This is a genomic window from Bacillus sp. TH25 (assembly GCF_016650935.1).
Taxonomy (GTDB): Bacteria; Bacillota; Bacilli; order Bacillales; family Bacillaceae_G; genus Bacillus_A; species Bacillus_A mycoides.
In genome coordinates, this window is sequence record NZ_JAEKEU010000008.1 from 25,345 (window position 1) to 52,218 (window position 26,874).

The 26,874-nt window shown below is 34.5% G+C and carries 31 protein-coding genes, 2 pseudogenes, 1 riboswitch and 1 other annotated feature; of the genes and pseudogenes, 23 read left to right on the top strand and 10 right to left on the bottom strand.

Annotated features, from left to right (window positions below; all coding sequences use genetic code 11):
- Positions 1-19 precede the first annotated feature (19 nt).
- The 3 genes from JFT89_RS03075 (at position 20) to JFT89_RS03085 (ending at position 2,209) form a co-directional block, all read left to right on the top strand.
- Complete coding sequence (locus JFT89_RS03075) at positions 20-844, top strand: MBL fold metallo-hydrolase (RefSeq protein WP_016096681.1); 825 nt, start codon at positions 20-22, stop codon at positions 842-844.
- A 16-nt stretch (positions 845-860) separates the two neighbouring features.
- Positions 861-1,427 carry an SGNH/GDSL hydrolase family protein gene (locus JFT89_RS03080; protein WP_016096680.1) on the top strand — a complete coding sequence of 189 codons (567 nt, stop codon included), beginning with the start codon at positions 861-863 and terminating at the stop codon, positions 1,425-1,427.
- A 305-nt stretch (positions 1,428-1,732) separates the two neighbouring features.
- The gene (locus JFT89_RS03085; protein WP_002033314.1) at positions 1,733-2,209 is read left to right on the top strand and encodes a heme-degrading domain-containing protein; all 477 of its coding nucleotides are present in this window, start codon (positions 1,733-1,735) and stop codon (positions 2,207-2,209) included.
- Positions 2,210-2,278: 69 nt separating this feature from the next.
- Here the strand turns inward: JFT89_RS03085 and JFT89_RS03090 are convergent, their stop codons facing one another.
- Positions 2,279-2,452 carry a DUF1272 domain-containing protein gene (locus tag JFT89_RS03090; protein WP_001162783.1) on the bottom strand — a complete coding sequence of 58 codons (174 nt, stop codon included), beginning with the start codon at positions 2,450-2,452 and terminating at the stop codon, positions 2,279-2,281.
- A gap of 195 nt (positions 2,453-2,647) precedes the next feature.
- On the opposite strand from JFT89_RS03090, the gene JFT89_RS03095 reads away from it, so the two are divergent.
- Complete coding sequence (locus JFT89_RS03095; RefSeq protein WP_016096679.1) at positions 2,648-3,502, top strand: pentapeptide repeat-containing protein; 855 nt, start codon at positions 2,648-2,650, stop codon at positions 3,500-3,502.
- Positions 3,503-3,609: 107 nt separating this feature from the next.
- Here the strand turns inward: JFT89_RS03095 and JFT89_RS03100 are convergent, their stop codons facing one another.
- Positions 3,610-4,497, bottom strand: a complete 888-nt coding sequence (locus JFT89_RS03100) for a DMT family transporter (RefSeq protein WP_016096678.1) — start codon at positions 4,495-4,497, stop codon at positions 3,610-3,612.
- A gap of 301 nt (positions 4,498-4,798) precedes the next feature.
- Between JFT89_RS03100 and JFT89_RS03105 the strand changes: the two genes are divergently transcribed.
- The 4 genes from JFT89_RS03105 to JFT89_RS03120 all read left to right on the top strand — a co-directional run bounded on the left by JFT89_RS03105 (position 4,799) and on the right by JFT89_RS03120 (position 7,886).
- Positions 4,799-5,206 carry a MerR family transcriptional regulator gene (locus tag JFT89_RS03105; RefSeq protein WP_025149265.1) on the top strand — a complete coding sequence of 136 codons (408 nt, stop codon included), beginning with the start codon at positions 4,799-4,801 and terminating at the stop codon, positions 5,204-5,206.
- Between the two features lie 119 nt (positions 5,207-5,325).
- Positions 5,326-6,648 (top strand): hemolysin family protein, encoded by a 1,323-nt coding sequence (locus JFT89_RS03110; protein ID WP_002137356.1) that lies wholly within the window; start codon positions 5,326-5,328, stop codon positions 6,646-6,648.
- 53 nt (positions 6,649-6,701) lie between these two features.
- Positions 6,702-7,115, top strand: a complete 414-nt coding sequence (locus tag JFT89_RS03115) for an ATP synthase subunit I (RefSeq protein WP_016096677.1) — start codon at positions 6,702-6,704, stop codon at positions 7,113-7,115.
- 219 nt (positions 7,116-7,334) lie between these two features.
- Entirely contained in the window at positions 7,335-7,886 is a 552-nt protein-coding gene (locus JFT89_RS03120; RefSeq protein ID WP_002014015.1) for a DUF2179 domain-containing protein, read from the top strand.
- 96 nt (positions 7,887-7,982) lie between these two features.
- Here JFT89_RS03120 and JFT89_RS03125 read toward each other — a convergent pair whose 3' ends face one another.
- Both JFT89_RS03125 and JFT89_RS03130 read right to left on the bottom strand, forming a co-directional pair.
- Positions 7,983-8,210 carry a DUF3923 family protein gene (locus tag JFT89_RS03125; RefSeq protein WP_016096676.1) on the bottom strand — a complete coding sequence of 76 codons (228 nt, stop codon included), beginning with the start codon at positions 8,208-8,210 and terminating at the stop codon, positions 7,983-7,985.
- A gap of 75 nt (positions 8,211-8,285) precedes the next feature.
- Positions 8,286-8,666: a hypothetical protein gene (locus JFT89_RS03130; protein ID WP_002084382.1), complete on the bottom strand. Its 381-nt coding sequence runs from the start codon at positions 8,664-8,666 to the stop codon at positions 8,286-8,288.
- A gap of 370 nt (positions 8,667-9,036) precedes the next feature.
- Between JFT89_RS03130 and JFT89_RS03135 the strand changes: the two are divergent.
- A pseudogene (locus JFT89_RS03135) lies at positions 9,037-9,950 on the top strand (tetratricopeptide repeat protein).
- Positions 9,951-10,031: 81 nt separating this feature from the next.
- Here the strand turns inward: JFT89_RS03135 and JFT89_RS03140 are convergent.
- Positions 10,032-11,228 (bottom strand): MDR family MFS transporter, encoded by a 1,197-nt coding sequence (locus JFT89_RS03140; protein ID WP_016096673.1) that lies wholly within the window; start codon positions 11,226-11,228, stop codon positions 10,032-10,034.
- Positions 11,229-11,340: 112 nt separating this feature from the next.
- Here JFT89_RS03140 and JFT89_RS03145 point away from each other — a divergent pair, with 112 nt between their 5' ends.
- The 3 genes from JFT89_RS03145 to tsaA are packed head-to-tail and all read left to right on the top strand — an operon-like array spanning position 11,341 to position 13,167.
- Positions 11,341-11,883 (top strand): CGNR zinc finger domain-containing protein, encoded by a 543-nt coding sequence (locus tag JFT89_RS03145; RefSeq protein ID WP_016096672.1) that lies wholly within the window; start codon positions 11,341-11,343, stop codon positions 11,881-11,883.
- Positions 11,884-11,925: 42 nt separating this feature from the next.
- On the top strand, positions 11,926-12,681 hold the full coding sequence (locus JFT89_RS03150; protein ID WP_002185342.1) for a class I SAM-dependent methyltransferase: 756 nt from the start codon (positions 11,926-11,928) through the stop codon (positions 12,679-12,681).
- Positions 12,682-12,708: 27 nt separating this feature from the next.
- The gene (gene tsaA, locus JFT89_RS03155; protein WP_002167946.1) at positions 12,709-13,167 is read left to right on the top strand and encodes a tRNA (N6-threonylcarbamoyladenosine(37)-N6)-methyltransferase TrmO; all 459 of its coding nucleotides are present in this window, start codon (positions 12,709-12,711) and stop codon (positions 13,165-13,167) included.
- Between the two features lie 71 nt (positions 13,168-13,238).
- Here the strand turns inward: tsaA and JFT89_RS03160 are convergent, their stop codons facing one another.
- Together JFT89_RS03160 and JFT89_RS03165 are read right to left on the bottom strand one after the other, a co-directional pair.
- Positions 13,239-13,382 carry a hypothetical protein gene (locus JFT89_RS03160; protein ID WP_000945246.1) on the bottom strand — a complete coding sequence of 48 codons (144 nt, stop codon included), beginning with the start codon at positions 13,380-13,382 and terminating at the stop codon, positions 13,239-13,241.
- A 97-nt stretch (positions 13,383-13,479) separates the two neighbouring features.
- Positions 13,480-13,621, bottom strand: a riboswitch (cyclic di-AMP (ydaO/yuaA leader).
- Positions 13,622-13,648: 27 nt separating this feature from the next.
- Positions 13,649-14,119: a GNAT family N-acetyltransferase gene (locus tag JFT89_RS03165; protein ID WP_016096671.1), complete on the bottom strand. Its 471-nt coding sequence runs from the start codon at positions 14,117-14,119 to the stop codon at positions 13,649-13,651.
- Between the two features lie 231 nt (positions 14,120-14,350).
- Between JFT89_RS03165 and JFT89_RS03170 the strand changes: the two genes are divergently transcribed.
- Both JFT89_RS03170 and JFT89_RS03175 read left to right on the top strand, forming a co-directional pair.
- Entirely contained in the window at positions 14,351-14,599 is a 249-nt protein-coding gene (locus JFT89_RS03170) for a GlsB/YeaQ/YmgE family stress response membrane protein (RefSeq protein WP_002033357.1), read from the top strand.
- A gap of 64 nt (positions 14,600-14,663) precedes the next feature.
- The gene (locus tag JFT89_RS03175) at positions 14,664-15,785 is read left to right on the top strand and encodes an AI-2E family transporter (RefSeq protein ID WP_016096670.1); all 1,122 of its coding nucleotides are present in this window, start codon (positions 14,664-14,666) and stop codon (positions 15,783-15,785) included.
- A 27-nt stretch (positions 15,786-15,812) separates the two neighbouring features.
- On the opposite strand, the gene JFT89_RS03180 is transcribed toward JFT89_RS03175, so the two are convergent.
- Positions 15,813-16,970 carry a 1-deoxy-D-xylulose-5-phosphate reductoisomerase gene (locus tag JFT89_RS03180; protein WP_016096669.1) on the bottom strand — a complete coding sequence of 386 codons (1,158 nt, stop codon included), beginning with the start codon at positions 16,968-16,970 and terminating at the stop codon, positions 15,813-15,815.
- Between the two features lie 135 nt (positions 16,971-17,105).
- Positions 17,106-17,312: a binding site (T-box leader), on the top strand.
- 44 nt (positions 17,313-17,356) lie between these two features.
- Between JFT89_RS03180 and JFT89_RS03185 the strand changes: the two genes are divergently transcribed.
- From JFT89_RS03185 to JFT89_RS03210, 6 genes and pseudogenes are all read left to right on the top strand, one after another.
- Positions 17,357-18,355 carry a tryptophan--tRNA ligase gene (locus tag JFT89_RS03185; RefSeq protein WP_016096668.1) on the top strand — a complete coding sequence of 333 codons (999 nt, stop codon included), beginning with the start codon at positions 17,357-17,359 and terminating at the stop codon, positions 18,353-18,355.
- 220 nt (positions 18,356-18,575) lie between these two features.
- A complete protein-coding gene (locus tag JFT89_RS03190) occupies positions 18,576-19,139 on the top strand; it encodes a maltose O-acetyltransferase (protein WP_016096667.1) in 564 nt (187 codons plus the stop codon).
- Positions 19,140-19,208: 69 nt separating this feature from the next.
- The gene (locus JFT89_RS03195; protein WP_016096666.1) at positions 19,209-20,402 is read left to right on the top strand and encodes an MFS transporter; all 1,194 of its coding nucleotides are present in this window, start codon (positions 19,209-19,211) and stop codon (positions 20,400-20,402) included.
- A 122-nt stretch (positions 20,403-20,524) separates the two neighbouring features.
- Positions 20,525-21,564 (top strand): annotated as a pseudogene (locus JFT89_RS03200) (ROK family transcriptional regulator).
- Between the two features lie 61 nt (positions 21,565-21,625).
- A complete protein-coding gene (locus JFT89_RS03205) occupies positions 21,626-22,006 on the top strand; it encodes a VOC family protein (RefSeq protein WP_016096664.1) in 381 nt (126 codons plus the stop codon).
- 98 nt (positions 22,007-22,104) lie between these two features.
- Positions 22,105-22,359 (top strand): YbeF family protein, encoded by a 255-nt coding sequence (locus tag JFT89_RS03210; RefSeq protein ID WP_063217585.1) that lies wholly within the window; start codon positions 22,105-22,107, stop codon positions 22,357-22,359.
- Between the two features lie 173 nt (positions 22,360-22,532).
- Here the strand turns inward: JFT89_RS03210 and JFT89_RS03215 are convergent, their stop codons facing one another.
- Together JFT89_RS03215 and JFT89_RS03220 are read right to left on the bottom strand one after the other, a co-directional pair.
- Positions 22,533-22,982 (bottom strand): NUDIX hydrolase, encoded by a 450-nt coding sequence (locus JFT89_RS03215; protein ID WP_016096662.1) that lies wholly within the window; start codon positions 22,980-22,982, stop codon positions 22,533-22,535.
- Positions 22,983-22,999: 17 nt separating this feature from the next.
- Positions 23,000-23,839, bottom strand: coding sequence for a DUF2785 domain-containing protein (locus tag JFT89_RS03220; protein WP_063217586.1), 840 nt, complete (start codon positions 23,837-23,839; stop codon positions 23,000-23,002).
- A 123-nt stretch (positions 23,840-23,962) separates the two neighbouring features.
- Here JFT89_RS03220 and JFT89_RS03225 point away from each other — a divergent pair, with 123 nt between their 5' ends.
- The 3 genes from JFT89_RS03225 (at position 23,963) to JFT89_RS03235 (ending at position 26,698) form a co-directional block, all read left to right on the top strand.
- Positions 23,963-24,685, top strand: coding sequence for a GNAT family N-acetyltransferase (locus JFT89_RS03225; RefSeq protein WP_201039430.1), 723 nt, complete (start codon positions 23,963-23,965; stop codon positions 24,683-24,685).
- Between the two features lie 51 nt (positions 24,686-24,736).
- Positions 24,737-25,576, top strand: a complete 840-nt coding sequence (locus JFT89_RS03230; RefSeq protein WP_201039431.1) for a hypothetical protein — start codon at positions 24,737-24,739, stop codon at positions 25,574-25,576.
- A 90-nt stretch (positions 25,577-25,666) separates the two neighbouring features.
- The gene (locus JFT89_RS03235; protein ID WP_201039432.1) at positions 25,667-26,698 is read left to right on the top strand and encodes a tyrosine-protein phosphatase; all 1,032 of its coding nucleotides are present in this window, start codon (positions 25,667-25,669) and stop codon (positions 26,696-26,698) included.
- The last annotated feature ends 176 nt before the right edge of the window (positions 26,699-26,874 follow it).

A 26,874-nucleotide genomic window follows, 5' to 3' on the forward strand; every position in this document is an offset into this window, starting at 1 on the left:
AAGGGATAGGGGAATAACTATGAATAATTTCGTTTGTACAACGTGTGGCGTGCAGTATGCAGCGAGTGTGGAAGAACCGGTAAGTTGTCTTATTTGTGATGAGGAGAGACAATATATTAATCCGAAAGGGCAGTCTTGGACGACTTTAGAAAACTTGCAAACGAGTGATACATATAAAAATGAAATTATAGAAGAAGAAAATGGGCTTTATAGTATTACGACAAAACCAGGATTTGCGATCGGTCAAACGGCATTTGTAGTAAAAACAGAGTCATATCGTTTGTTATGGGATTGTATTACTTATTTAGATGACACGACAATTGAGAAGGTAAAAGAGTGGGGCGGATTAGATGCGATTGCACTATCCCATCCGCATTATTATTCAACGCAAGTAGAATGGGCAGAAACATTCGATGTACCAATTTATATACATGAAGACGATAAAGAGTGGGTGATGCGTCCAAGTAGTCGTATTATTTATTGGTCTGGTGAGTCTTTACAATTAGCGGATGGGATTACTGTACATCGTCTCGGAGGGCATTTTAGCGGCGGTTCTGTATTACATTGGGAAGAAGGAAATGATGGGAAAGGTATATTATTAACAGGTGATATCATTCAAGTTGTAGCGGATCAGCAGTGGGTAAGCTTCATGTATAGCTATCCAAACTTAATTCCATTACCGGCGAGAAAAGTTGAGGAAATGGCGAATCGAGTGAAACCGTTACAATTTAATCGTTTATATAATGCTTTTCACCGAGTAGTAAAAGAAAATGCAAATGAGGCAGTGGAACGTTCTGCTGAAAGATATATGAAAGCGATAGAAGGAAAGTTGTTTCATACGTAAAAGGAGTGCTAGATTAATGAAAACGTTAGTATGCTTTGGCGATAGTATTACAGCTGATGAAATATTTTTTGATGGAACACCGAGATTAACACCACGTTTGCAAGAGATGTTTCCAAATTGGAAAGTGGTTAATGCGGGTGTTCCAGGTGATAATACTTTCGATGCGTTAAATAGGATAGAAGATGATGTACTATCGCATAAACCAGACTTTGTAACGGTTTTTCTTGGTACAAATGATGCGGTCTCTTTTTCTCAAGTGTCATTACAAGTATACAAAGAAAACTTAGAGAAGATTGTAAGCATGATTGCACCAGAAAAAGTATTACTTATTAGTCCTGCACCAGTTGATGAAGAAAGACAGCATAATAGAACGAATGAAGTACTCGACCAATATGCAGACGTGGTTGAGGAAGTGGCGAAAGAAACAAGAAGTCATTTTTTAAATTTGTATGCTGAAATGATTCAAGAACAGCATTATAAAAAATTTGTAGAAGATGATGAAAAAGACGGTTTACACTTTGGACCACAAGGTTATGAGTATTTAGGGAAGTTAATTTGTGAAAAATTAAAAGGGATTCTGTAAGAAGCAAAGCTTGGGCGCTTTGCTTTTTTTGTATTCACATAAGTAAAATATAGTATCTTTTCGCAAGGGCATTGTAGCAAGGAAAAAATGCAAACACCTCAATATATTCTAATTAATCACATAAGTAGACAATTCCTGTACTAAATGTTTAGTACCTATAGCACTTTAAAGTACATACATTTTTAATGTGTTAAATATAATTCATAATAGCACCAGTAAGAAGAAAACAAGCGTTACGGTACTATAGAATCTGGTAATTCTAAAAAATACCAATGTGGTATAAGACAATTAGGGAGGTTAAAGGTATGAGTACTTCAAATTTGAGTGAAATAAGTAAACAAATATTAATAGAGGAGGAAACACTTCAATTTTCCTCTTTTACAAATGAAGATGCCTTGCAATTAGGTTTATATATCGTTGAAACAGCAAAGCGAGAGGGGAAATTGATTGCTGTTGATATAGCCAAAAATGGTGTGCAATTATTTCATTTCAAGATGACGGGGACAACTGAGGAAAATACGAAATGGATTGAGCGTAAAAAACGGGTCGTTTCCCTGCATAATCATAGCTCGTATTATATGCAGATAGAAAGTGAAATAAGCGGAGTTCCATATCATGAAAAATACCGTTTAGATGGCTCGGAATATGCTGCGTTTGGTGGATGCTTTCCTATCCAAATAAAAAATGTAGGGGTTATTGGAATGATAACAGTCTCAGGATTACCACCAGAAGTAGATCATGAATTGGTTATAAGAGCAGTTAAAAATCATTTGAATCAATAATAGAAGTAATTTTAATAGTTAAATAAAAAGGCAAAAATGAACATATTCCTGTTCGTTTTTGCCTTTTTATTATTTCTTTTTCGGCCTACGTACTAACTCGCCGCCACAATTTGGGCAAACATTTTGTCTTTCCTCTGTACATGGTGCACAAAATGTACATTCATACACGCATATGTATGCTTCAGAATCAGGCTGAAGGGAATGGTCGCAAATTTGACAGTTTGTTTTCATTTCTAATGCCATCGTAATCCTCCTCGTTATTTGAAAGTTCTTAATTTAATTATAATTAATGTTGTAGTGGGTGTCCTTTTTAAATGAAAAGAAATAGATGGATTATGTTGTTGTTTGAAATGAAATATAACCGTTTATTTTAAATTTGATAATTTACTATAGTTGGATTATTATGGAATAGTTGAAAGATAGCAGGGGGTATATATTTTGACTAATAATAACGATTATTTTCATGTAGAAGAGGATGCAAATCACAATAGTTTAAAAGCGGATTGTGAAAAATGTTTTGGTTTATGTTGTGTAGCATTACCGTTTGCAGCATCAGTAGATTTTGCGGTGAATAAAGATGGTGGTAAACCTTGTACAAATTTACAATCAGATTATAAATGTAGTATACATAGAGATCTTAGAGGAAAAGGGTATAAAGGTTGTACAGTATTTGAATGTTTCGGTGCTGGGCAAAAGATTTCTCAAGTTACGTTTAAAGGAATTGATTGGTGGAAAGATGCTCAGCATGCGAGAAAAATGTATGATGCTTTTCCAGTTATGCATCAGCTTCATGAAATGCTTTGGTATTTGAATGAGGCTATTCTATTAAAGGCGACGCAGACAATTCATAAAGAGCTGAAGGAAGCAATTGAAGAGACAGAGCGTCTTTCTAATTTAAGTCCAGATGAGTTAATGGAAGTAAATGTGCCATTACACCGTGCAGAAATGAATGTTCTCCTTCTGGAAACGAGTGAACTAGTCTGGAAGGAAATGAATTTTAAAAGTAAGAAAAGGATCAGTCACCGAGGGGCAGACCTAATGGGAGCGAATCTAAAAAAGAGAGATTTACAAGGAGCCAATTTAAGAGGGGCGTATTTAATTGCGGCTAACCTTAATGGTACAGACTTACGCGGAGCGGATCTCATTGGAGCAGATTTGCGTGATGCAGATATTAGAGGGGCAGATTTTACGAATAGTATTTTTCTTACGCAAGTCCAAATTAATGCGGCGAAAGGGGACAAACATACGAAATTACCGAAAGTGTTGTCTCGTCCAGCACATTGGACTGCGTAAATTGCATGTAGTGGAGTACAAAGTAGTATACCAATTTGTATAGGATTCCATGATCAAGACCCAATTATGCGAACAGGCAGAGACTAAGTCTCTGCCTGTTTTTTATACTACGTTTTCTTTTCAAAAGTCGTAATTATAACGCTACATATAATAAGGATACCACCAATGAAAAAGTTACTGCTTAACGTCTCATTTAATAGGAGCCAGCCAAGTATTGAACCGACGATAGGTTGAAAGAAGAAAAATAATGAGCCGATGCTAGCATCCATTAATTCTAATCCTTTATTCCAAAGAAAAAATGCACCTGCGGTTGAGACGATTCCTAAATAGAGTACGCCTAATACTACATACATGTTCATATGTTCAATAGGATTTGTTTGGAATTCCCATACCATAAAAGGTGTAATGAAAAAGAGTGAAAAAAATATTGCGTACGTTGTAATAATTAAAGATGAAAATCGAGTTGAAGCGATTTTTACATAAATGGATAGTAAAGCCCACGTAATAGCAGCTCCAACTAAAATGACTGTACCGATAAAATAGGAGCCGATTTCAATATCCCATCCGATAACGATAATGACACCGATTGTCGCTATTATAGTTGATAAAAGTCTACGAGTAGTTAGTTTCTCTTTTAAAATGAACGCTGCAAATATAACCATAAATGCAGGTGTAGCTGATGTCACTAAGGAGCCTGTATGAGCATCGGATAATTTCGTTCCGATAAATTGACATGTAATTGAAATGAAATACCCGATGAATCCAATCCAAGCAAATAATAGCCAATCTTTTTTGTGGATGGGTACTTTTTTCTTTTGCTTTTTTTCAGTTATTTTCAAAATTACATATAAAACAACAAAAGCGATAATAAAACGTAGCCAAACGAGTGTAAGTGGCGGAATAAAGTCGAGTACGTATTTACTAACGACGTACATACCGCCCCAAATACTTGCTGCTAGAGATAAACATATAGCTCCTAAAATTGTTTGTTTCATTTGAATTACCTCCGTCTATTTTTAGGGTTATGATTTATTCCCTAAGACGAGGCATAGTGCACTTGTTATATGAATGCCCGTCTTAGATTATAGACGGCCTACAGGTTGATCGTTTTCGAATGAAGTGTTGTAGTACATGAGCTCAGTCTCCTTTCTTCTTTTATAATGATATTATAACTCAATTTTCTGATTGTTGTAGGGTGTTATGAAATTGTGTACAACAAACCGTCACGTTTGACTGTACAGTTTATGTATTGTATGATGGTAGTAATATAAACAAGGGGGGAAGATCGTTGGGAAGGTGTATCGAATCGGACAGTTGGCTCTCATGGCTCACGTGTCGAAACGAACGATTGATTATTATACGAATCTAGGTATCTTAAAAGCGGAGCGATCTCAATCTAATTATCGCTATTACGACGAAACAGCATTTGAGACATTACAATTTATTGAGAAGTGCAAAGAAATGCATATGCCGCTTTGTGAGATTAAAGAGAAAATCGAGGAGAAGAAGAAGCTGCTCGGTATCAATGAACACGTTTCGAAACAAGTGAATGAAGTGACAGACCATATTCATCGATTAGAAGCAGAGTTAACGGAGTTAAAGCCGCTTTTAGATGAATTGACTGATTCACAACGTGAAAAAATATCGAAATCTTTATCTGGTCAAACGACAGCTTTAATACAGACACTTGCTCTATTATTATAGAATAAGTGAAATCCGACCTCTTTAATTTTTGTATCGGGCTATGTTTTCTAACGAACAAATAAGAAAACATTATAGTATACAGGAGGTGGACACCTTAGTTTTTTAACTAAGGGGATTCATTGGAAATATTTAATTTAGTCATGGTTGCGATTTTAATCGCATTTACTGGATTTTTCGTAGCAGCAGAGTTTGCGATTGTAAAAGTACGTTCAAGTCGTATTGATCAGCTTGTTGCGGAAGGGAAACGCGGTGCTTTAGCAGCGAAAAAGGTAACAACAAATTTAGATGAATATTTATCTGCTTGTCAATTAGGTATTACAGTTACAGCTATGGGATTAGGTTGGTTAGGTGAACCGACAATCGAAAAGTTATTACACCCGTTATTTGAGAAATGGAACATAAATCCTTCTATCTCATCAGTATTAACTTTTGGTCTTGCTTTTATGCTAATGACATATTTACACGTTGTAGTAGGGGAATTAGCTCCGAAAACGCTGGCAATTCAAAAGGCTGAAAAAGTAACGTTGTTATTGGCAACTCCGTTAATGATGTTCTATAAAATCATGTATCCATTTATTTGGGTATTGAACGGTTCAGCTCGTGTTATAACTGGTTTATTCGGTTTGAAACCAGCTTCTGAACATGAAGTAGCTCATACAGAAGAAGAATTACGTCTTATTCTTTCGGATAGCTATGAAAGTGGCGAAATTAATCAAGCTGAATACAAGTATGTAAATAATATCTTTGAATTTGATAATCGTATTGCGAAAGAAATCATGGTACCGCGTACAGAAATCGTTGGTTTCTATCTTGAAGATTCAGTAGAAGAACACATGAAAGTAATCCAAAATGAACGATACACACGTTATCCGATTTTTGGAGAAGATAAAGATGATATTATCGGTATGGTCAACGTAAAAGATTTCTTTATTCGATATATGAACAACGATCAAGAAGATTTATCATCGATTCGCACGTATATGCGTCCGATTATTGAAGTTATGGAAACGACTCCAATTCATGATTTATTACTGCAAATGCAGAAGAAGCGAATTCCAATGGCTGTTTTATATGATGAGTACGGAGGAACAGCTGGAATTGTAACGCTTGAAGATATATTGGAGGAAATCGTCGGCGAAATTCGTGATGAATATGATGAAGATGAAGCACCACCAATTCAACATGTGAACGAGTATCATAAAATTGTTGATGGAAAAGTGCTTATCTCAGAAGTAAAAGATTTGTTTGGATTACACATTGAAGAAGACGATGTGGATACAATCGGTGGATGGATTATGATGCAAAATCATGAAATCGAAGAAGGACAATACGTTGAAGCAGAAGGCTATGAATTTAAAGTGTTAGAAAAAGATGCTTATCAAATTAAACGTGTTGAAATTCAAAAAATGGAACAAGAACAAGAGAAAGCAGCAACTGTGTAAGTTGCTGCTTTTCTTCTGACACATAATAAAATGTGAAATTAGGAGCGGATATTTTGATTCAAGTAGCCTTACGTGTATATCGATTACAATTGTATACGATCTTTAGTGGTTTACTACTAATGTGGGCGGTTACTCCGTTTGGGAAACAAGTGACAGGGTTCGGTATCGGTTTAGCAGTTAGCGCATATTGTCTTTGGCTATTAGCTCGCAGAGTGGAGAAATTAGGAAGAAGTATCGTGATGAAAGAAAAGGCTCCTGGATTAGGAGTTCTAAACCGATTTGCAGCCGCAATATTAGGGGCTATCATTATGTTTGAAATTGAGCATGAAATGGAAATGTGGGCATTCGGTACTGGAATATTGGGTGGACACTTTTTAATGATTGCGAATTTAGCCTATGCAAATATGCAGCTAGTAAAAGAAGAAGAGAAGCGAAAGGAAAATGCTTCGAAAAACATAGAACTCTGATGAAAGGGACCTAATCAGGTTCCTTTTTTGCGTTTAAAAATAAATGATATAATACGAATGATTTACTGGTACTTATCGAATTTATGCCAAACATAATACGCTTATTTTTGGGGCATTTCAATAGTATGAAAAAAATTAAAAAAAATTAAAAAACCCATCGATTTCTAAAGCTTATGTATGTTATCATGACAAAAGAATTTGCGAAAGAGGTGGATACCAATGTTACAAGCTTTACTTATTTTTGTGCTTCAAATTATTTACGTTCCAACTTTAACAATCCGTACGATTTTGCTTGTAAAGAATCAAACAAGATCCGCTGCAGGTGTAGGATTGTTAGAAGGAGCAATTTATATTGTCAGTTTAGGTATTGTGTTTCAAGATTTATCAAATTGGATGAACATTGTTGCCTATGTCATCGGCTTTAGTGCGGGACTATTATTAGGCGGTTATATAGAAAATAAATTAGCAATTGGATATATTACGTATCAAGTTAGTTTACTAGACCGTTGTAATGAATTAGTAAATGAATTACGCCATTTTGGATTTGGCGTTACAGTATTTGAAGGTGAAGGAATAAATTCTATACGTTATCGCTTAGATATCGTTGCAAAGCGTTCTAGAGAAAAAGAACTGTTAGAAATTATTAATGAAATTGCACCAAAAGCGTTTATGTCTTCTTATGAAATCCGTTCGTTTAAAGGTGGATATTTAACGAAGGCAATGAAAAAGAGAGCATTGTTGAAGAAGAAGAAAGATGAACATGCATCGTAAAGAAAAGGGAGTAGTGCAGCTTTAAAAGCACGGCATAATCCCCATAGAAAAAAGAGAGGAATCTATATTGAAAAAGATTCCTCTCTTTTTTCTGCGTTATTTTTTTCTGCTTTTTCTCAGATTAACAATTAACCATACAACTTGAATAATTAGTGGTAATATAAATGCAATTAATAAAACGATAAATGCGACTAATTTAAGCTTTGGTGTTTGAGTAACACCAGCACCATCAACCTCTCTTAGCCAAATGATAGCTGCTAATATCCCAAAAATGGTAATCCAAAATATGTTGCCAATCCACCAAAAAATCCATCGTCTTTTCATATTAGCACCTCTTATATTTACCCTCTGTTAAAAGTATATTTTCGGTTGTTATATTTAAATGAAATAACTATAAAACTACTTTTTTTCAACTGTATATCTAACTTGTTTAAAGGTTGCCATGTCGCCATCTTCGTTATCATCTTTCGTTTGCAAAAGTTGAACTCTTGGCTTGTAGTCTGTCCTATGAGCGTGCTCGATATCTTTAATGTTAAGTTTGTAGGATTCACCATTATTTATTTTTTGTTCCAATACTTTTTTATTGGCTACATAAATAAAAGTCACTTTATTTTCATCAATGCCCTCGGTCTTAATTTCTAATTCATTATCTTTTGTTGTAATCGTTGGTGTTAATAATTCAATACTGCCGCTTCCGGTTTCTAAAGAATTTTCTACTATAGTTGAACATCCGGATAGAATGATTCCGATGAATAGAAGAACAATTAATTTCTTTTTCATAACATCCCCCAATTTCAAGTGATTTTTGATTTTGGTATTGCTAGACTGCTAGTATGGAACGTAAATGTTTAGCTAGCACTTTTTTTATTGTACCATAATATGTAAAATAAAATAGGTTATATATCCAATTTAAGGGAGATTGAAAAGTTTACTTATTGTTGAGAATCAGTATTTTTACAGTAGATATTTATTTTCTTTAGAAAGCGGTGTTGATAAAATCATTACGAATTGGATATCCAAATATATGATGAAATGTAGACAGTAGAAAGAGCTTAATACGAAGCAATCTTATTTTTATAGAAATTACAATTTTTACATATTAAAATGATGATAGGGAATAGATGAATTCATTCACTTCGGAGATAGTTACTTGAACATTAACGAGAAGGCAATTGAAATGTTTGAACAAAATGAATATGAGGAAGCAATGGAACTGTTTCAACAAGCAGTACATGAATCTAGAGGTGTACAATCTCTCAATAATCTTGCTTGGATGTACTTTTATGAGGAAGAGAATGATGGTAAAGCTCTTGAATTAATAAAAGAAGCTGTTAAGTTGAATCCTTCCTCATACTTTCCTTATAACATCTTAGGGGAAATTTACATGAAACAAGAAAAGTGGGAAGAAGCGAAAGATGCATTACAAAAATCTATTTCGATTCAACCATCCGATGAAGCATATCACAATGTAGCTGTAGCTCATTATAATCTTGGAGAGTTGGAAAAAGCTTCAGAATTTTTCTTGCGAGTTGCAGGGATTCAGACATTATAATGTATAACTATGTAAAGTGTTTAATTGATTTAGGGCGAAAAACAGAAGTGAAAGAGAAGTTGGATGCTTTTAACAGGAAATCTGATGATTTTGTAGGAGAAATTAATGTAGCAGGTTTATATGTTGAGTTGAATTGCTATAAAGAAGCAATTGAATGGTTCGAAAAGGGATACAAAGAATACTGGAAAAGTCCCAATTGGATTGGTAGATTTGTTTATGCTCTATATAAAGCTAATAATTTCTCCCGTATAAATGAAGTTATACGGGAATCTATCGAAGCGAAGACAGCAGAAATAGAAGATGTTCAGAATGAAGAAGTAGAAGAAAATTGGACAGAAAACGATAAGAAAGAGTTAATTGAGGAATATATAGAAGAGAACAATTGTTATAAAAAAATGATAGAACGTATCGAATCTGGATATGTTCCAGGGTTAGAATTTGAAACTGATTATATAGGGGCTTGCTATTTATTTGGTTGTAAAAGACATAATCATCTTGAATATGAAAAATAAAAAGATTCGACTGTCAAATATGATGGTCGAATTTTTTATTATGGGCTGCTTGTCTAAAGGTACCATCTCAATTGTAATGTGTTAAAGATGTTTCGTCTCATTACATAGGTATATATCCTCTTTAGAGCTCCCTTTTTTAATATTTAAAATATGTAGTGAAATAAAACCAATAAGTCCTATTCCGCCGAAAATAAGCCATGGTGTATACATTCCGTTTAAGTTTGATGTAAACCATGTACCAGTATAATTACCAATGATAAAACCAAATGCGAGTGATAATTGATAAAATCCGAAATAAGTAGCAGTATACGATTCGTTACTGTAATTCGCAATAGCGATATCAGCGTTAGGTAATACAAGTGTTTCGCCAATTGTAAATAATATTACACAAATAAATAGCCAATATGGATGTTGGAATAAAGGAATGAGTAAAAAGGAAATACCCATTAATAAAACACCGTATTTAATAATAGAAAGTGTGTTGTATTTATGAAAGAGTTTCCGGAATAATACCATAAATATGACACCTGTTATTGCATTTATCGTAATAACTAGTGTAGCGAGCTGGTTGCTATTACTAATGTTTTTCATATGAAGTGGAAGTGCGACAGTAAGCTGAGTAAACATAATATAGAAGAAAATCATGATAAATGAAAACAGAAGGAAAGATTTGTTTTGTAAAATTGCCTGTATTCCTAATGTAATAGACGTGTTTTCAGTAGAAACTTGGAAGTGGTTTTTAAGTAAGTAAAAGATTAAAGCGAATATCAGCATAAGAAATCCTGTTAGAGAGAAAGCATAAATCGGATCGAGTAAGAGTAAAAAACCTCCTGCGATTGGTCCGATTATTGCACCGCAATTAAAACTAAGGTTTAAATATGTAAATAAATTTTTTCTCATATGAGCTGGTTGTGAGCCAAATATAGCGCGAGCAGCAGGTTCGTAAAATGCAGTTCCAAAGCCAATAAGTGCGGAAGAAATAGAAATTGTATAGAAATCAGAGTATATTCCTAAAGCAATAAACCCAATTCCTCTTAAAAATAATCCAGCTATCATCATAATGATATAGCCTATTTTGTCCGCGATTAATCCTGAGAATAAAGGGATAACTCTTGATGTGATTGTCATAACCGTCAAAACTGTTCCGACTTGCATGGCTGAAAAGTGGAGAAAATTTAATAGATAAATAGCTAAAAATGCAAATACCGCAAAATAACCAAAAGACATAAAAAATGAAGAAACAAGCATGAAACGTATCGGTATTGAGAAATTTTTCATAGAACTCCTCCTAATTTTGTAACCAGTAAAATTAATTGATGGTTAACTATTTTATATTATAATTATACATAAAGTCAGAAAAAAGTAAATTTTAAGAAGAAGGTGAATGGAATTGAATCAGAATGCACCACATGAATTAGAATATATTCGGGAATTTTTAAATACATGGAAAATACCAAACGATACGAGAGAGCCAATTGATTTGCTACAAACAGAAGGTGATATAAAGCAATTTATGAAAAAATATTTTCATGAAGAGTTTTCATTTCATACAATAGATGAATTAAAAAGTTTTCGAGAAGACATCCGGTTAACAATTGAAGGCGAAGGATCGTTGCAAAAATGGTTAGAAAAATACCCATTTCATGTACATATAAAGGGAGATATGAGAAGTGTTACATATGAACCGGTGCAAGAAGAGAATGTGTATACAAAAGTATTGAGTATTGTTTTAATGGCGATTCAAGAAAAGTCTTGGGGAAGGTTAAAAGCCTGTCCAGATTGTCGCTGGGTATTTTATGATCATTCGCGTAATGGAAGTAAAAGATGGTGCGGTATGTATGCTGGGGAAGAAGGCGGAAGAGCGTGCGGTACAATTGCAAAAGTGAAAAATTACCGAGCGAAGAGAAAAGGAAGATCGGGTTATAATGTGTAATTTATTTATGAGAAGAAAAAATCGGTTGGGGGAATGTAGGATATGGAAGGCACACAAATGTTAGCTTTAAATAAAAAGTGTTGGGATACAGTTGCACCATATTTCTTTCAAGTTGATTGTTTACCAAAATACGGCCCGTATACAGCGTCTGAAGATGAAATTCATCTATTTGATTCAATCAGAAATAAAAAGGTTCTTGATATTGGATGTGGGAGTGGGCACTCATTGCAATATATGGTGGAACATGGGGCAGAGGAATTATGGGGTCTTGATCTTTCAAGTACACAAATTGAAACGGCACATGAAACGTTAAAGGGCTGGGATCCAAAGTTAATATGTGGAGCAATGGAAGAAGAAGTGGAAATTCCGAAAGAGTATTTTGACATTGTATATTCCATCTATGCATTAGGTTGGACTTCAAATTTAGGAAAAACATTAGAACTTATTTACTCATATTTAAAGCCAGGTGGAAGCTTTATTTTTAGCTGGGAGCATCCGATATATTCAAATTTACTGTACGGAACAGAGGAGATTGTTTTAAATTCCTCTTATCATGAAGAAACTCCTATTACGTTTGAAACATTTAAAGGGGAAGATGTACAAGCGACATTATATAAGCGAAAAATGAGTACATACATAAATGAGTTAAATAGAGTTGGTTTTACAATTGAGAGAATAGAAGAACCTGAACCATCTAGCGTATTTGATGGAGAAATAGCAGAGCCTTCTACGAAGTATTATTCTTTATATAAAGCTAGGATGGTGCCGACGACGTTCATTATTAAGGTAAGGAAGTAAATAATGCTGCATAAAGAAGGGGAAAAAATGAGTCATATTAATATGGTGAAAATTGGTGAAGTGCAAAACTCTATAGATGAAAAAGTGTACAGTAATTGGGGAAGTGTTATTTCTAACATTAATATATATCCAGAGTATATTGGAGGATTAGCTGGCCTTGAGGATTACTCTCATGCAATTGTTATTTTTTATATGAATGATTTCCAGGAAGAAAATAACGAGTCGTGGGCTAGAAAGCCAAGGGGACTAAGTGATTTAGATGAAAAAGGATGTTTTGCGCAACGGACAAAGTATCGTCCAAACCCCATTGGAATTACTACTGTTGAAATATTGTCCATTGAAAATAATGTTATGACTGTGCAAGGATTAGACGCTAATGATCAAACGGCTATTTTAGATATAAAACCATATATTTCTGCTTTTGATGCAAGGGAAAATGTTAGTGTTCCAGATTGGATGAATAAATTGATGCAAGATTATTTTTAATGCTAATACAAAAAGATTTGCAGTTCATAATTGCAAATCTTTTTGTATTAAATATTGTATGCATGGTTTATTTATCTCTTCGGTTGAAAAATATGCTGAAAGAAGTATTTGTGATGTAAGTTATCTACAACTTTATTTGCTTGATATGTGCGGTGTTGTTCGAGTCGAAGTCTTTGCTCCATCATTTTTATTGCGTGATCTGATAAACGTAACATTGTACCAGTCTCCTTTTCTATAAATATAGTTTTCTGATTGATATCGATTCCATATTTATAACTAAGGAGGCAAAGTGTGTAACATAGGCAAAAAGCACCTTCCTCTCCCATTACGCTTACGAGGTTAGCTGTCGGACTCGGGAAGTGAGAGTTTCCCTACTTAAAAAGATTCGCCCCAAGTAGCATAGCTACAAAAATGGTTCCCCCGCTCCAAAATTTGGATTCAGCAAAAGGTTGTATAAATTAAAAATAACATAAATAAATAATTAAGTCAAACTATTTTGTGTTTTCTGTCTTTTGAGTTGCGTAAGAATCATGCCATCAGGTAGTGTTGTATCTGTTACTTCAATGAAGCTGTGTTTTTTATATAATGCGAGAGCTGGAGTATTGGCTTTACCTGTTTGTACAATGTATGTCATTGAAGACGAGAACATGTTAAATATATAAAGTAGCAGTTTCGTTGCGATTCCTTTTTGAAAAAAATCGGGCGATACAACTAATCTGTGGATATCGATTAGTTCTTCTTCTTGTATAAAAGAAATAAAGCCGACGAGTTTATTTTCAGAGAAATATCCATAGAATGTTTCATCACAATTTTGAATATCGTTTACAGTATCATATAAACGAGGTATTGCAGTACTGTTTAAAAAGTCTGCTTCAATTTTATAAGCTGGAATTTGAACATTTAAAATGGATGTTGCTACTTCATAAGAAGTGGGAAGTAATTTATGAATCATAGATAATAACGCCTCCTTTAAATATGATATATTAATATAATTGATTTGTGGGTAAGTTTGACAATTTTTTTCTTTTTTGCATATAATATATGTATCTCCATACATAAAATGTTCGTAGGTATATTTCTATAGTAGGATATGGTTAGCGTAGATAAATACGTAATCTTATATAAGAGTTTAGCTACTCTTGTATTTGATAATACAAACTATAATAGAAATGAGGGACTAAAAATGGGATGGATTATTACATTAATAGTTGGTGCTATTATAGGTATAATTGCTAGTTCTATAACGGGTAAAAATTTTCCAGCTGGTATGTTTGGAAATATAATTGCTGGTTTACTAGGAGCTTGGTTAGGTAGTAGATTATTTGGATCTTTTGGGCCATCATTTGGTGGGATTCATGTCGTGCCAGCATTATTAGGTGCAATTGTGTTAATTCTTATTGTATCATTTGTAGTAAAAGCTGCAAGAAAATAAAGGCTATTACTGATTGTTTTATAAAGCCCTTTTAGGGCTTTTCCTAATTAGAGAGGTGGTACACTTGGAGAAAGTAAATATAAGAAAAAGAGATAAGTTGAAAAAGTTTTTTAAAGAACAAAATTATTTAGCTGTACTACTTGGATTCGCGTTGCTGTTTGTAAATATATTATTACTTACAAAAATATCATTCGTCTTTACACCGTTCGTCGTATTTTTAAAAACAATCTTTTTCCCAGTATTATTAGCGGGAGTACTATTTTATATATTGCATCCATTCGTTTCTCTTTTAGAAAGAAAAGGTGTGTCGAGAATTGTGTCAATTGCCTCGATATATATAATTGTTCTTGGATTATTTGTTTTTCTTGCGGTCACGGTTATTCCAATTATTAAAGATCAAGTAAATGCTTTAATAGATAACTTGCCATATTTCGGGCATGAAATCGAAAGGGCAGCACGTAAATTTGGAGAAAGTAATGTAATTGGTAGAATGCAGGAAAGTTTAAATATTGATTTTGCTAATATCGTAAAAGATTCTACAATGAACTTTACAAAATCATTATCATCAGTAACAGGAAATGTAACTGGATTTTTAAGTACACTTACTGAAGTTGTTTTAACATTTGTAATGGTTCCGTTTATTTTGTTCTATCTTTTAAAAGATGGTGAGCAATTACCGAATCATTTTTTAAAGTTTATATCTGAGCAAAGACAACCAGCTGCGAAGAGAATACTAGATGATATGCATTATGCGATTAGTTCGTATATTAGAGGGCAAATTATTGTTAGTTTATTTATCGGTATTATGCTATTCATTGGTTATCTAATAATCGGCATTAAATACGCTGTATTACTTGCTATTTTGGCGATGATTGTAAACATTGTTCCGTATGTAGGGCCAATTATCGCTATAACGCCAGCGTTAATTATCGCTTTTATTGACTCGCCAGCAATGATTTTAAAAGTAATTATTGTCATGATGGTTGTACAATTAGCAGAGGGGAAATTTATTTCACCACAAGTAATGGGCAAAAAGTTAGACATTCATCCAATTACTATCATTTTTATTATTTTAACTGCTGGAAATTTATTTGGAATTATGGGGATTATTTTGGCAATTCCAGGATATGCGATATTAAAAGTGTTAGTTACGCATAGTTATAGATTTGTTAAGTTGAATACGTAAAAAAGAGCTAAAACAGATAAATCTGTTTTAGCTCTTTTTCATTAACAATTCATTTGCATATTGGCGTGCCCATTGATCAGCTTCTAATATAGCATCTAAAGAAGGATCTTTTACGTTATGATGAGCCTCAACGGTTTTGTAAATTGTTTTCTCAATATCGAAAAATGCAATTTCATTTTTAAGAAATAGTGCATTTGCAATTTCATTTGCTGCATTTAATACGGCTGGAGTTGTACCGCCAATTTTTCCACATTCAAATGCATATTGTAGACAGGGGAACTTCTCTAAATTTGGTTTTTCAAAATGCAAACTACCAATTTCTAATAAATTTAATTTTTCATAGGATGAAGGTAGTCGAGTAGGGTAGTGAAACGCATATTGAATCGGCATTCTCATATCAGGAGCACCGAGCTGTGCCATGACTGATCCATCAATAAATTCCACTAAAGAGTGAATGATACTTTCTTTATGAATCATAACATCAATTTTTTCATAAGGAATATCGAATAGCCACTTAGCTTCCATCACTTCAAACCCTTTATTCATTAACGTGGCAGAATCTATCGTTAGTTTTGCGCCCATTAACCAGTTTGGGTGTTTTAAAGCATCCTTCGCTTGTAATGTTTTCATTTCTTCACGTGTTTTATCACGAAAAGCGCCGCCAGAAGCTGTAACAATTAATTTTTCGATTTCCTTATTATTTTCCCCATTTAAACATTGGAAAATAGCCGAATGTTCACTATCAACTGGAATTAGGCGGCATCCGTTTTGTTTCGCTAGTCCGGTGACGATATGTCCAGCTGCAACTAAAGTTTCTTTGTTAGCGATAGCGATATCTTTCTTCGCCTTTAATGCTTCAATTGTTGGGAGTAAACCTGAAACACCGACAACTGAACTTAATACAAGATTTGTATCAGGATGGGTAGATACTTCAATTAAACCATCAGTTCCATATGTAATTTTTGTATTTGTTGAAATACGAGAACGTAATGTGTCCGCTAATTCTTTTGTCGCTACGCTTACAATACGAGGCTGAAAAGATTCGATTTGTTTTTCGAGAAGATTGATATTATAATTTGCGGTTAAACCGACGATTTTAAAATGTTCAGGATGAGCGGAAACGACATCTAATGCAGATGTGCCAATGGATCCTGTTGAACCTAAAATGGATATATATTTTACCATAAAAAAACCTCCAAAGTTGTTTCGAGTATTTCTGCAAACCTATATATTATTAGACAATTAAGGTGGAAATTCCTGCTATATAAAACAGAAAATTAGGGTTTAATTGGAAAGGGAATGTGATAAACTGTAAAAAACGAAAAAGCAATGAAAGAGAAGAGTACATATTCAAAACTTTTCAGAGAGCTGATATTTGGTGGGAATCAGTAAGTGATGAATATGGAATGGGCTCTGGAGCTTCTAGCTGAAATGAGTAGGCGAAGACGGTTACTTCACGTTAAGAAGTTGAAGTGAGCTATAATATAGCTAATTAAGGTGGTACCGCGGGAGCCTCTCGTCCTTTTTTTAGGATGAGGGGCTCTTTTTATTTTGAGAAAGGAGGAGTTAGGATGAGCGAGAAAATTATGTTAACAGGAATTAAGCCGACAGGTTATCCGCATTTAGGAAATTATATTGGTGCAATTAAACCTGCATTGCAAATGTCAAAAAATAATGAAGGAAAAGCATTGTACTTTATAGCTGATTATCATGCGTTAAATGCAGTGCATGATCCAGAGAAGTTCAGTAGTTATACGAAAGAGGTAGCAGCTACTTGGTTATCACTTGGACTTAGCGAAGATGTTATTTTTTATCGACAAACGGAAGTGCCGGAAATTTTAGAATTAACGTGGATACTATCTTGCCTAACTCCGAAAGGGCTTATGAACCGTGCCCATGCGTATAAGGCGAAGGTAGAGCAAAATAAAGAAGCGGGATTAGAAATTGATGCAGGTGTGAATATGGGATTATATACGTATCCGATTTTAATGGCAGCTGACATATTACTATTTCAAGCTACTCATGTACCAGTTGGAAAAGACCAAATTCAGCATATTGAAATTGCGCGTGATATTGCGACGTATTTTAATCATACATTCGGCACGACATTTACACTTCCAGAGTATGTAGTGCAAGAAGAAGGAGCGATTTTACCTGGTCTTGATGGAAGAAAGATGAGTAAAAGTTACGGGAATGTTATCCCATTATTTGTAGAGAAAGAAAAACTCCGAAAGCTCATTTTTAAAATCAAAACCGATTCGTCACTTCCAAATGAACCGAAAGAACTTGAAACGTTATTTATGATTTATAAAGAGTTTGCGGAAGAGGATGAAATTCAGTCGATGCGTGAAAAGTATGAGACCGGCATTGGATGGGGCGATGTGAAAAAAGAGTTGTTTCGCGTTGTAGACCGTGAATTAGCCGGACCTCGTGAGAAATATGAGATGTATATGAATGAGCCTTATTTATTATATGAGGCGTTAGAAAAAGGTGCGGAAAAGGCACGAGCTATTGCGAAGGTGAATTTAGCGGAAATAAAAAAACGGATTGGATTTGAGAGGGAACGCTAAGCGTTCCCTTGTTTTTTCTATGTGAATCTTAATTATTTATTCGTTGTATCTGCATGTAAAATGAGGGATTCACATTTTCGTACTGAATTTATTAATTGCATATTAATAAAAATATGTTAACATAGGGTTACTTATTAAACTTGTTTAATAAGTAAAAAAAAGTCACTTATTAAACTGATTTAATAAGTTTGATTCATTCGATAACAGAGGAGATGATTATATGAAAACTGAGAAAGAAAAGATGTTGGCGGGAGAAATGTATATTGCGGATGACGAAGAATTAGTAGCTGATAGGATTGAGGCAAAACGTTTAACACGCCTTTATAACGAGGCGATGGAGACTGGTGATGAAAGCCGCTTTACCTTGTTAGAGCAGCTTTTAGGTTCTTCAGCTGACGGAAAAACCCACATTAATCCTGATTTTCGTTGTGATTACGGCTACAATATCCATGTTGGAAAGAGCTTTTTCGCAAATTTTAATTGTGTGATTTTAGACGTTTGTGAAGTTCGAATCGGTGATAATTGTATGTTTGCACCTGGTGTCCATATTTATACTGCCACTCATCCTTTACATCCGGTAGAGCGGAATTCGGGCAAAGAATATGGGAAGCCTGTAAAGATTGGTAACAATGTTTGGGTTGGTGGGGGAGCTATTATTAACCCTGGTATTTCAATTGGAGACAATGCTGTAATTGCTTCAGGGGCAGTTGTGACAAAAGATATACCTAATAATGTAGTAGTTGGTGGTAATCCAGCTAAAGTTATTAAAACGATAGACTTATAGAAATCGTTTTTTACGGGCACATGAATAAACTGGTGTCGTATCGTATAGACAATGTGAAAGGTGTTTCATATGAAGAAAAATAGTGCGGACAATTATACAAAGACATTACTTGCCTCTCGAAACGCTCTTTTTCTCTTATTTGCTTTGCCAGGTGTCGCGTTTGCTACATGGATTTCTAGAACAGCAGCGGCGCGAGATATTTTAGGAGTTTCAAATGCAGAAATGGGCTGGATTTTGTTCGGTTTATCTGTCGGTTCAATAATTGGTTTACTGAGTGCAAGTCATTTCATTGACTGTAAGGGAGCTAGAGACGTTATTATAGGCAGTATGTTTTTTATAATTGTTGGATTACTTTGTTTAGGTATTAATATTTATTTTGTTTCTAGCGTAGGGGCTTTTGGTAGCTTACTAGTATTTGGAGTAGGATATGGATTGGCAGAAGTAGCATTGAATGTAGAAGGTTCTTCAATTGAGCAGAAATTAGGAACGACACTTTTACCGAAATTCCACGGTTTTTTTAGCGTAGGAACTTTAGTAGGCGCGCTTAGTGGCTCCGTCGCCGCCTCGCTTCACATCCCAATTCTGTATCAGTTTCTTGCGATTTCGGTCGTGTTCTTATTACTTGTATGTATGGTGTATCGTTTTCTTCCGCACGGAACAGGAAAGAAGGAGAAATCGTGGAACAAAAAGCGAGCGAAGCGTACTTCCTTACGTATGGGAAAAAAGGTGCTTTTAATTGGTCTTTTTGTGCTTGGAATGGCATTTGCAGAAGGAAGTGCAAATGATTGGCTACCTATCGTGATGGTAGATGGACATCAGCAAAGTGTAGTGACAGGTTCTATTATGTACACAATTTTTGTATTGGCAATGACGTTAGCTCGTATGTGTAGTAGTTATTTTCTTGATCAATTCGGTCGTGTCGCTGTCATACGTGCTACTATTATTATGGCGATTATAGGAATTTCAATCGTAATATTTGGGAGTAACTCGTATTTTCTAACAGTTGGTGTAGTGCTGTGGGGGATTGGTGCGGCGCTAGGTTTCCCAATTGGTCTTTCTGCTGCTGGAGATGATCGTGAAAATGCGACTTCTAATGTTGCTGCAGTTTCTATCATCGGTTATACAGCGTTTTTAGTCGGACCACCATTTTTAGGTATACTAGGGGAATTATTCGAAATACGCAATGCCTTGCTAGCTGTTTTATTATTTGTTCTCTTATCTGGAATTGTATCGTCTGTTACGAGAGAAAATAAATCGAGCTAAATAAGGAGTGCATGCAGCGGAAATATATCATCTTTATTGCTTTAGAAAATGATGTATGATATATTGTCAACGCAACTTATTAAAAATGTTTAATAAGTATGTTGATTAAGGTGGTGAGCGATTTGAGTGAACAATTTGCTACTCAAAAATCGATTAAAGAGACGATCCTTCGCGGTATTCGTACAGCTCTTTTAGAGCAAGGCAGTGCAACGAAAGTTGAACTTAGTAATACATTAGAAATCAGTTTTCCAACTGTAAGTAAATTTATAGAAAAAATGAAACAAGACGGTGAAATCACTCTAGTCGGTCTAGATGATTCAAGTGGTGGAAGAAGAGCAAAACGATATGCGTATAATCCGGAATATATGTTAGGTTTAGCGATATTTTTAGAAAAAAATGAGACGAACTATACAATTTTTAACTGTTTAGGGAAGTAAAAGAACAAGGAAGTACTTCAAGTCTATTAATTGATACTGGCGTAAACCTATTATCTAAACATATAGAAAGTCTTATAGCTACATTTCCGAAAATAAGCTCTATATCAATTGGTGTGCCCGGTTCGGTTGATAATGGTCGTATTTTTTATATACCTGGTTATGAAAAGTTTCAGAATTTTAATTTGAAAAGTCACTTGGAGGACCTATTCTCTATACCTGTAGTAATAGAAAACGATATGAATGCCGCAGTCCTTGGCTATCATAAAAACACTGGAAATAATGATAATTCATCTCTTGTATATTTGTATTCAGGTCAAAATGGTCCAGGTGCAGGTATTATGATAAATGGAGATGTGGTACGAGGAAGTACATTTTTCTCAGGAGAGATATCTTTCGTTCCGCAGTATGATAATAAAAATTTCTTACAAGCTTTGAGAAGTGGAGATGAAGTGAGAGATTCTAATAATCCAGAGAAATATAATATAGATGCTATTACCCGTTTAATCTCTGCATTTATAGCTATTATTAATCCTCATGCGTTTATTTTCTGTAACGATGAAGTGAATCAATTTGTAATAGATCAAATTGTAAAAAGTTGTCCGAAGTACATTCCAGCGGAACATATTCCAAAAATAACAGTGAGCGATTGGAAAGAAGATTATTTATATGGATTAAAAAGTCTTGGACTTGATCTCATGATTACTAGAACAAACAAAGAAAATTAAGTGTACTTGCAATTAAACATCAAATTGTTGGTTGTATAACATAAAAGAAAAGGTGTCGGTTATGAAAATTGAACATGTAGCTATTTGGGTTAATAATTTAGAAGTTATGCGTGATTTCTATAAACAGTACTTCAATGGTGAAGCGAATGGATTATATCACAATCCGAAAAAGCAGTTTGAATCTTATTTCATAACTTTTGAAGGTGGTGCGCGTCTAGAACTTATGAGACAGGTAGGGATAGACGATGCAATAAAAAAACAAACAGTAGGATATGCGCATATGGCTTTTTCTGTAGGTAGCAAAGAAAAAGTGAACCAATTAACGGATAAGTTAAGAGAAGCAGGATACCCTCTGTTAAACGGCCCACGCACTACTGGAGATGGTTATTATGAAAGTGTAGTAAGTGATCCTGAAGGAAATCAGATTGAGATAACAATCTGACATTTTATTTACTAATAATTGATAAAAATATAAAACTTTGTTGTTCCCCAAAATGTTTACGAGAAATCTATTATTTCTTCAGAAAGGGGGACATAACATTGAGTGAGTCAATTTTTATTTTCTGTATATATCCATTGCTTATTTGTATTTTTTCAATAGCTTTGACATATAAAGTAGGTACATTTTACATGATGCCAATGGTAACATTTCTTATTTTTCTTATGTTAAATGTTACATTGTACGATCCATCATTTTTCTTTTGGGTGGGCATGTATACTATTTTTTCATTCGTTATTTCTTATATAACTATTTTATTTGTAAAGGGATATAAAGATGTAGAAAAAGAGCACTAATATCAATTAGTTATTAAGAGATGTAATGTAATAAAGTAGTTGGTTTGGGGGCAATAGGGATTTACGGTGAACGATAATAACCTCATTTCGCGTTATTATGACGGGAAATGAGGTTGTTTTATTTCTATTTAAAATAAAAATAAGCATTCTATCTTAACTACATGTAACGTTTTTTAATTGGAGTGCTGAAACTCCCTAATAATCCTCTCAATAACAGGAGGAAGGTTACTAGGTAGTTCATCAAGTGAAAAGAAGCGCAGTTCTTTCGATTCCGTTTGATCGCATACAAGTTCACCGTGGAATTCTCGGCAAATATAAACAACGAGTACACCGTGTACTTGATCGCCGTTTGGATAGATTTGAAAAAAATCTGGTCCTGAGTATGTACGGAACAGTTCTGGATTTTTAATGATAAGCCCAGTTTCTTCAAATACTTCTCGTTTTAAAGCATCTTCTAACGTCTCGTTATATTCTAAGGCGCCACCAATAATACCCCAGCGTTTAAAGTCTGTCCGGAGCTGCAGTAATACTTCATTTTTCTCATTTAATATAATGGCGTGTGAGCCTATTAATATAAGTGGGTGATTTCCTACTAGATTTCTTACGTCTTCAATATAACCCATAATTTTTCTCCTTGTATTTAATAATAGTTTGGAAGTTCTTTTAACATTTTTTCTGTTTTACGTGCTGTATAGGCTAAGTTATGATCATCTTTTGTTCTAAAAAATAATGTACGTAAAAAGGTTTTAATGTTGGCACATAAAATACAATACTCATTAAGCGAAAGGCGTTTTCTAATTTGAGGAAGCCTTTTTATTTTTTTATAAATAATTGAAATTAACTCATCTTGCGGGAAGTCATGATACAGCATGGATATTAATGGCGTAACAATACGCTCATCTTCGTTATTATGAAAAATATCAGATGGAATGAAGATTTTATTTAATAAACAATGAATGAGCTCTTCATACCATTTAAAAGTCGTATGTGAATTATGAACAATTTCAGTAAAAGCATCAGATACGTGGGCGATAGAATGAGCCCATCCTTTATTTTCGATATATCCTCGAAAGTCCATTTCTAAGTTTGTATATGTAATGAGTTTATTTTTTATCTCCTCGATATCCTCTTCTGTAAAAAAGTAGTGAGAGTTCGCGAATTGGAGTATTAACGCAATTAAAGAAACAGTGTAAGAACGTGTGAAAACTCCATCTGTATGTGGGGAGTAAATGTCACAATATAAATATTCATCACTTAAACAAGTTTGTAGAAGTAATTTCAGTTGATCGTCCATAAGGAATTCATGATGAATGAAATGCGCAAAACATTTATATACAAGTTGGTAACGAACGTAACTATCAGTCGTTCCGATAAACTGTAGCATATTCAAAGTTAACTCATTTATATCTATATGTTGCAGTTGCGTATAGTCATTTTGTTGTATAAGCTCTAACTGTTGTTGCAATGCTGTAACATCCAATGGAGAACCTCCTCCGCACTTTAAAGATGCGATCTTTTCTAGTATTCTATATATTCAAGGACAATCCTGCTCATGCAAGGAGAACCATTAGAAATTCGAGTATGACATAGATGAGGGAAGAATATGACGACTATAGAACAGTTAGAAAAACATTTTAAAATAAGAAGAAGTGCTTCTTCTATAACAATAAAAGAAAATAACGCAGAGATTTTTACAGAAGAGCAATTAGAAGAGATAATGAAATATTGCGTTGCTGAGGCTGAAAAAGAGGGATTAGAAAACTTACATTTTGAGATTTCTTCAAAAAGTCCAAATTATGATCTGTATAAAAAATGTTTTGAAACGTATTCATTTGAATATATTACTGAAAACATGATTGTGTTTAAGGATATATATGAAGTAGAAGATGTAGAAAGTGAAATTGATTTTAAGCTTATTGAAGAAGTAGGAGAAGATACTTTTTATTCTCTTTGGATCGAAATGACGGAAGAAAAAGTCACTTACGATCAATTTGTAAATATGATGGAACAAGAAATTGGTGGGCAATGGAAAGAGCATTGTTTAACAGCAAGTGTAGGTGAAGAGCCAATAGGAATTGTAATCCCGCATATTGAGAAAGGTACGTTAGAAGAAGGAAAACTGATGTATTTCGCAGTCACTCCAAATATGCGAAATAAAGGGTATGAAGCAGCATTATTTACAGGGGCGATGTTTGTCTTAAAAGAAATAGGTGCATCTTATTATATTGGCGAGACAAATATACAAAATGAGTGGATGAAGGATGTTTTTGGGAAGAACGGATGTCAGCTTCTCAGTCCTACTGAGCGATATGTGAGAAAGTTTTAGAAGGATGAATAATGTACTCTCTCGAACTCATTTAGCGGGAGGGGAGTATATATGTTAAAGCAAACAATACATTCTTTCACTTTACTGTATCCAGAGGTATTGTTAGAAGGCTGGGAAATTGAAAAAGTTTCAGAACGTTATGAAGGTGAGACGTGGGAAACTTTTTGGTTTCAGATCGTTACGCCATCTGGAATGTTTCGGGTAAAAGAGTTTTTCCTCGATATAATGGAGCCGGCATTTCCTGATAGTTGTATTTCTCAGGCAAAAGGAGATTGTTTTCAATATAAAGGGCTTGTGTATTGGAAAGGTATAAACTATAAGGGGAAAGAAAGTTATGTTACATCTAAATGGAAAACACAAATTGAAATTTCTATTAATCGTGGATATGTAAAACAAGATGAAATAGAAAGACTCTTATTCGGGTTACAGCCGGTAAATAAGGAGTTTGCGACAACGATATTACATACACCATTTCACTTATTAAGCTTTCAAGCAAAAAGAGGTGAAATTGGTGAAATAGGAAGATGTCGAGAGTGGAATTTTCCACATGACGCATCATATACGAAATTGTCAATTCATGAAAAGTTAAGCTGGAAGCTCGAATCGGTCGGATTAGGAAATGAGGAAACGCAGTATGTATACTGGGACGAAGGTAATAAACTATATGCACTTTGGGTTTGTAGACATAAAAACAAAGCGTACTATCCTGTTTCTTCATGGACAACGAATTATAGTGTTAAAAAGATGATAAACAGGTTAGAGTTTTATTCGCATCCAGATCGTGGAACAGTTGTATATGAAGATTTAGATGATGAGCAAATCGCATATGTATTTCGAGGGAATCCATGTACAACTTATGAACAAGTAAAAGAACTTTTTGCATGTTTGTAAGATAAAAAGAAAAATCGAAACGACAAAGTAAGCTTTCCTATAATACAATAGAGAAGGATTAGACTATACAAAGAAAGCGTTGGTGAAAGTATGAAGCAGCAAAGAAATTGGCTACAAGCAACTGTAGAACGAAATGAAGATAATACGTTACATATAAAGTGGGAAAATAATATAGAAGAAGTTCGCATTTATTGGAGTACTTCACCAGATCATATTGAAGAAAATGGTGAATTACTTGTAACGGTAAATGGAGAGTCATTTACTGCAATTGCAAATCCGAGTGAGAATGAGCGTCCCTATTTTAGGTTAGTAGGAAGTAATGGACAAGCAGTTACAGTCGCGGAGCGCAGATTGCCACTACAAGGTGCGTTTAACTTCCGTGATATGGGAGGATATGAAACGACTGAAGGCCGTAAAGTAAAATGGGGTAAATTGTATCGTTCTGAAGAATTAGCAGGATTAACAGAATGGGATATCGAGTATTTACAGAAGTCGGGCTTAAAGTTAATTTGTGATTACCGTACAGATTTTGAAGTGAAACATAAGCCAAATCCAGATATTACAGGCGCTCGCCAAGTATGCTTACCAGTTATGCAAGACTTAGCGAAAGATTTAAATATAAATGAGTTTTTCCAAGTTGGTGACCTTTCTATGTTAGGGAAACCAGGCGAGTATCTTGTGAAAATGAATCAAGATTTCGTAAGTGGTAATGAAGCATTCGTGAGCTTCTTAAACCTAGCGCAAAACCCGGAAAACTTACCGTTAGTAAACCACTGTACAGCTGGAAAAGACCGTACTGGATTTGGTTCTGCATTATTATTACTTCTATTAGGTGTATCAGAAGAAACGGTAATGCAAGACTATTTATTAAGTAACGGTTTCCGTGAGAAGTTAAACGAAAAAATGATGGCATTTTTAGGCGCAAAATTACAAAACGATGAAAGTAGAGCAATATTAGGTGCGATGTTTGAAGCGCGCGCTGAGTATTTACAGGCTGCAATGAATGAAATCCAAAAGCAATACGGATCAGTTGAAGCATATGCTGAAAAAGCTCTTGGCTTTACGAAAGAGTCGTTAGAGGAAATGAAAGTGTTATTGCTAGAAGATAAAGTGAAACTTTAATCAGTGGGGGGTCATCCCCACTGATTATTAGTTGAACCAATCGGGCGTTTACGGGCAGTCCGATTCCCACCTCACTTCTTTGTTCCAGCTGAATTTTGAGGTGGGGGTCTTACTGCCCGTTAATGCGGGATAAATAACGAGGAGGGAGGCTGATTTGGATTAGCCTCCTTTTATTA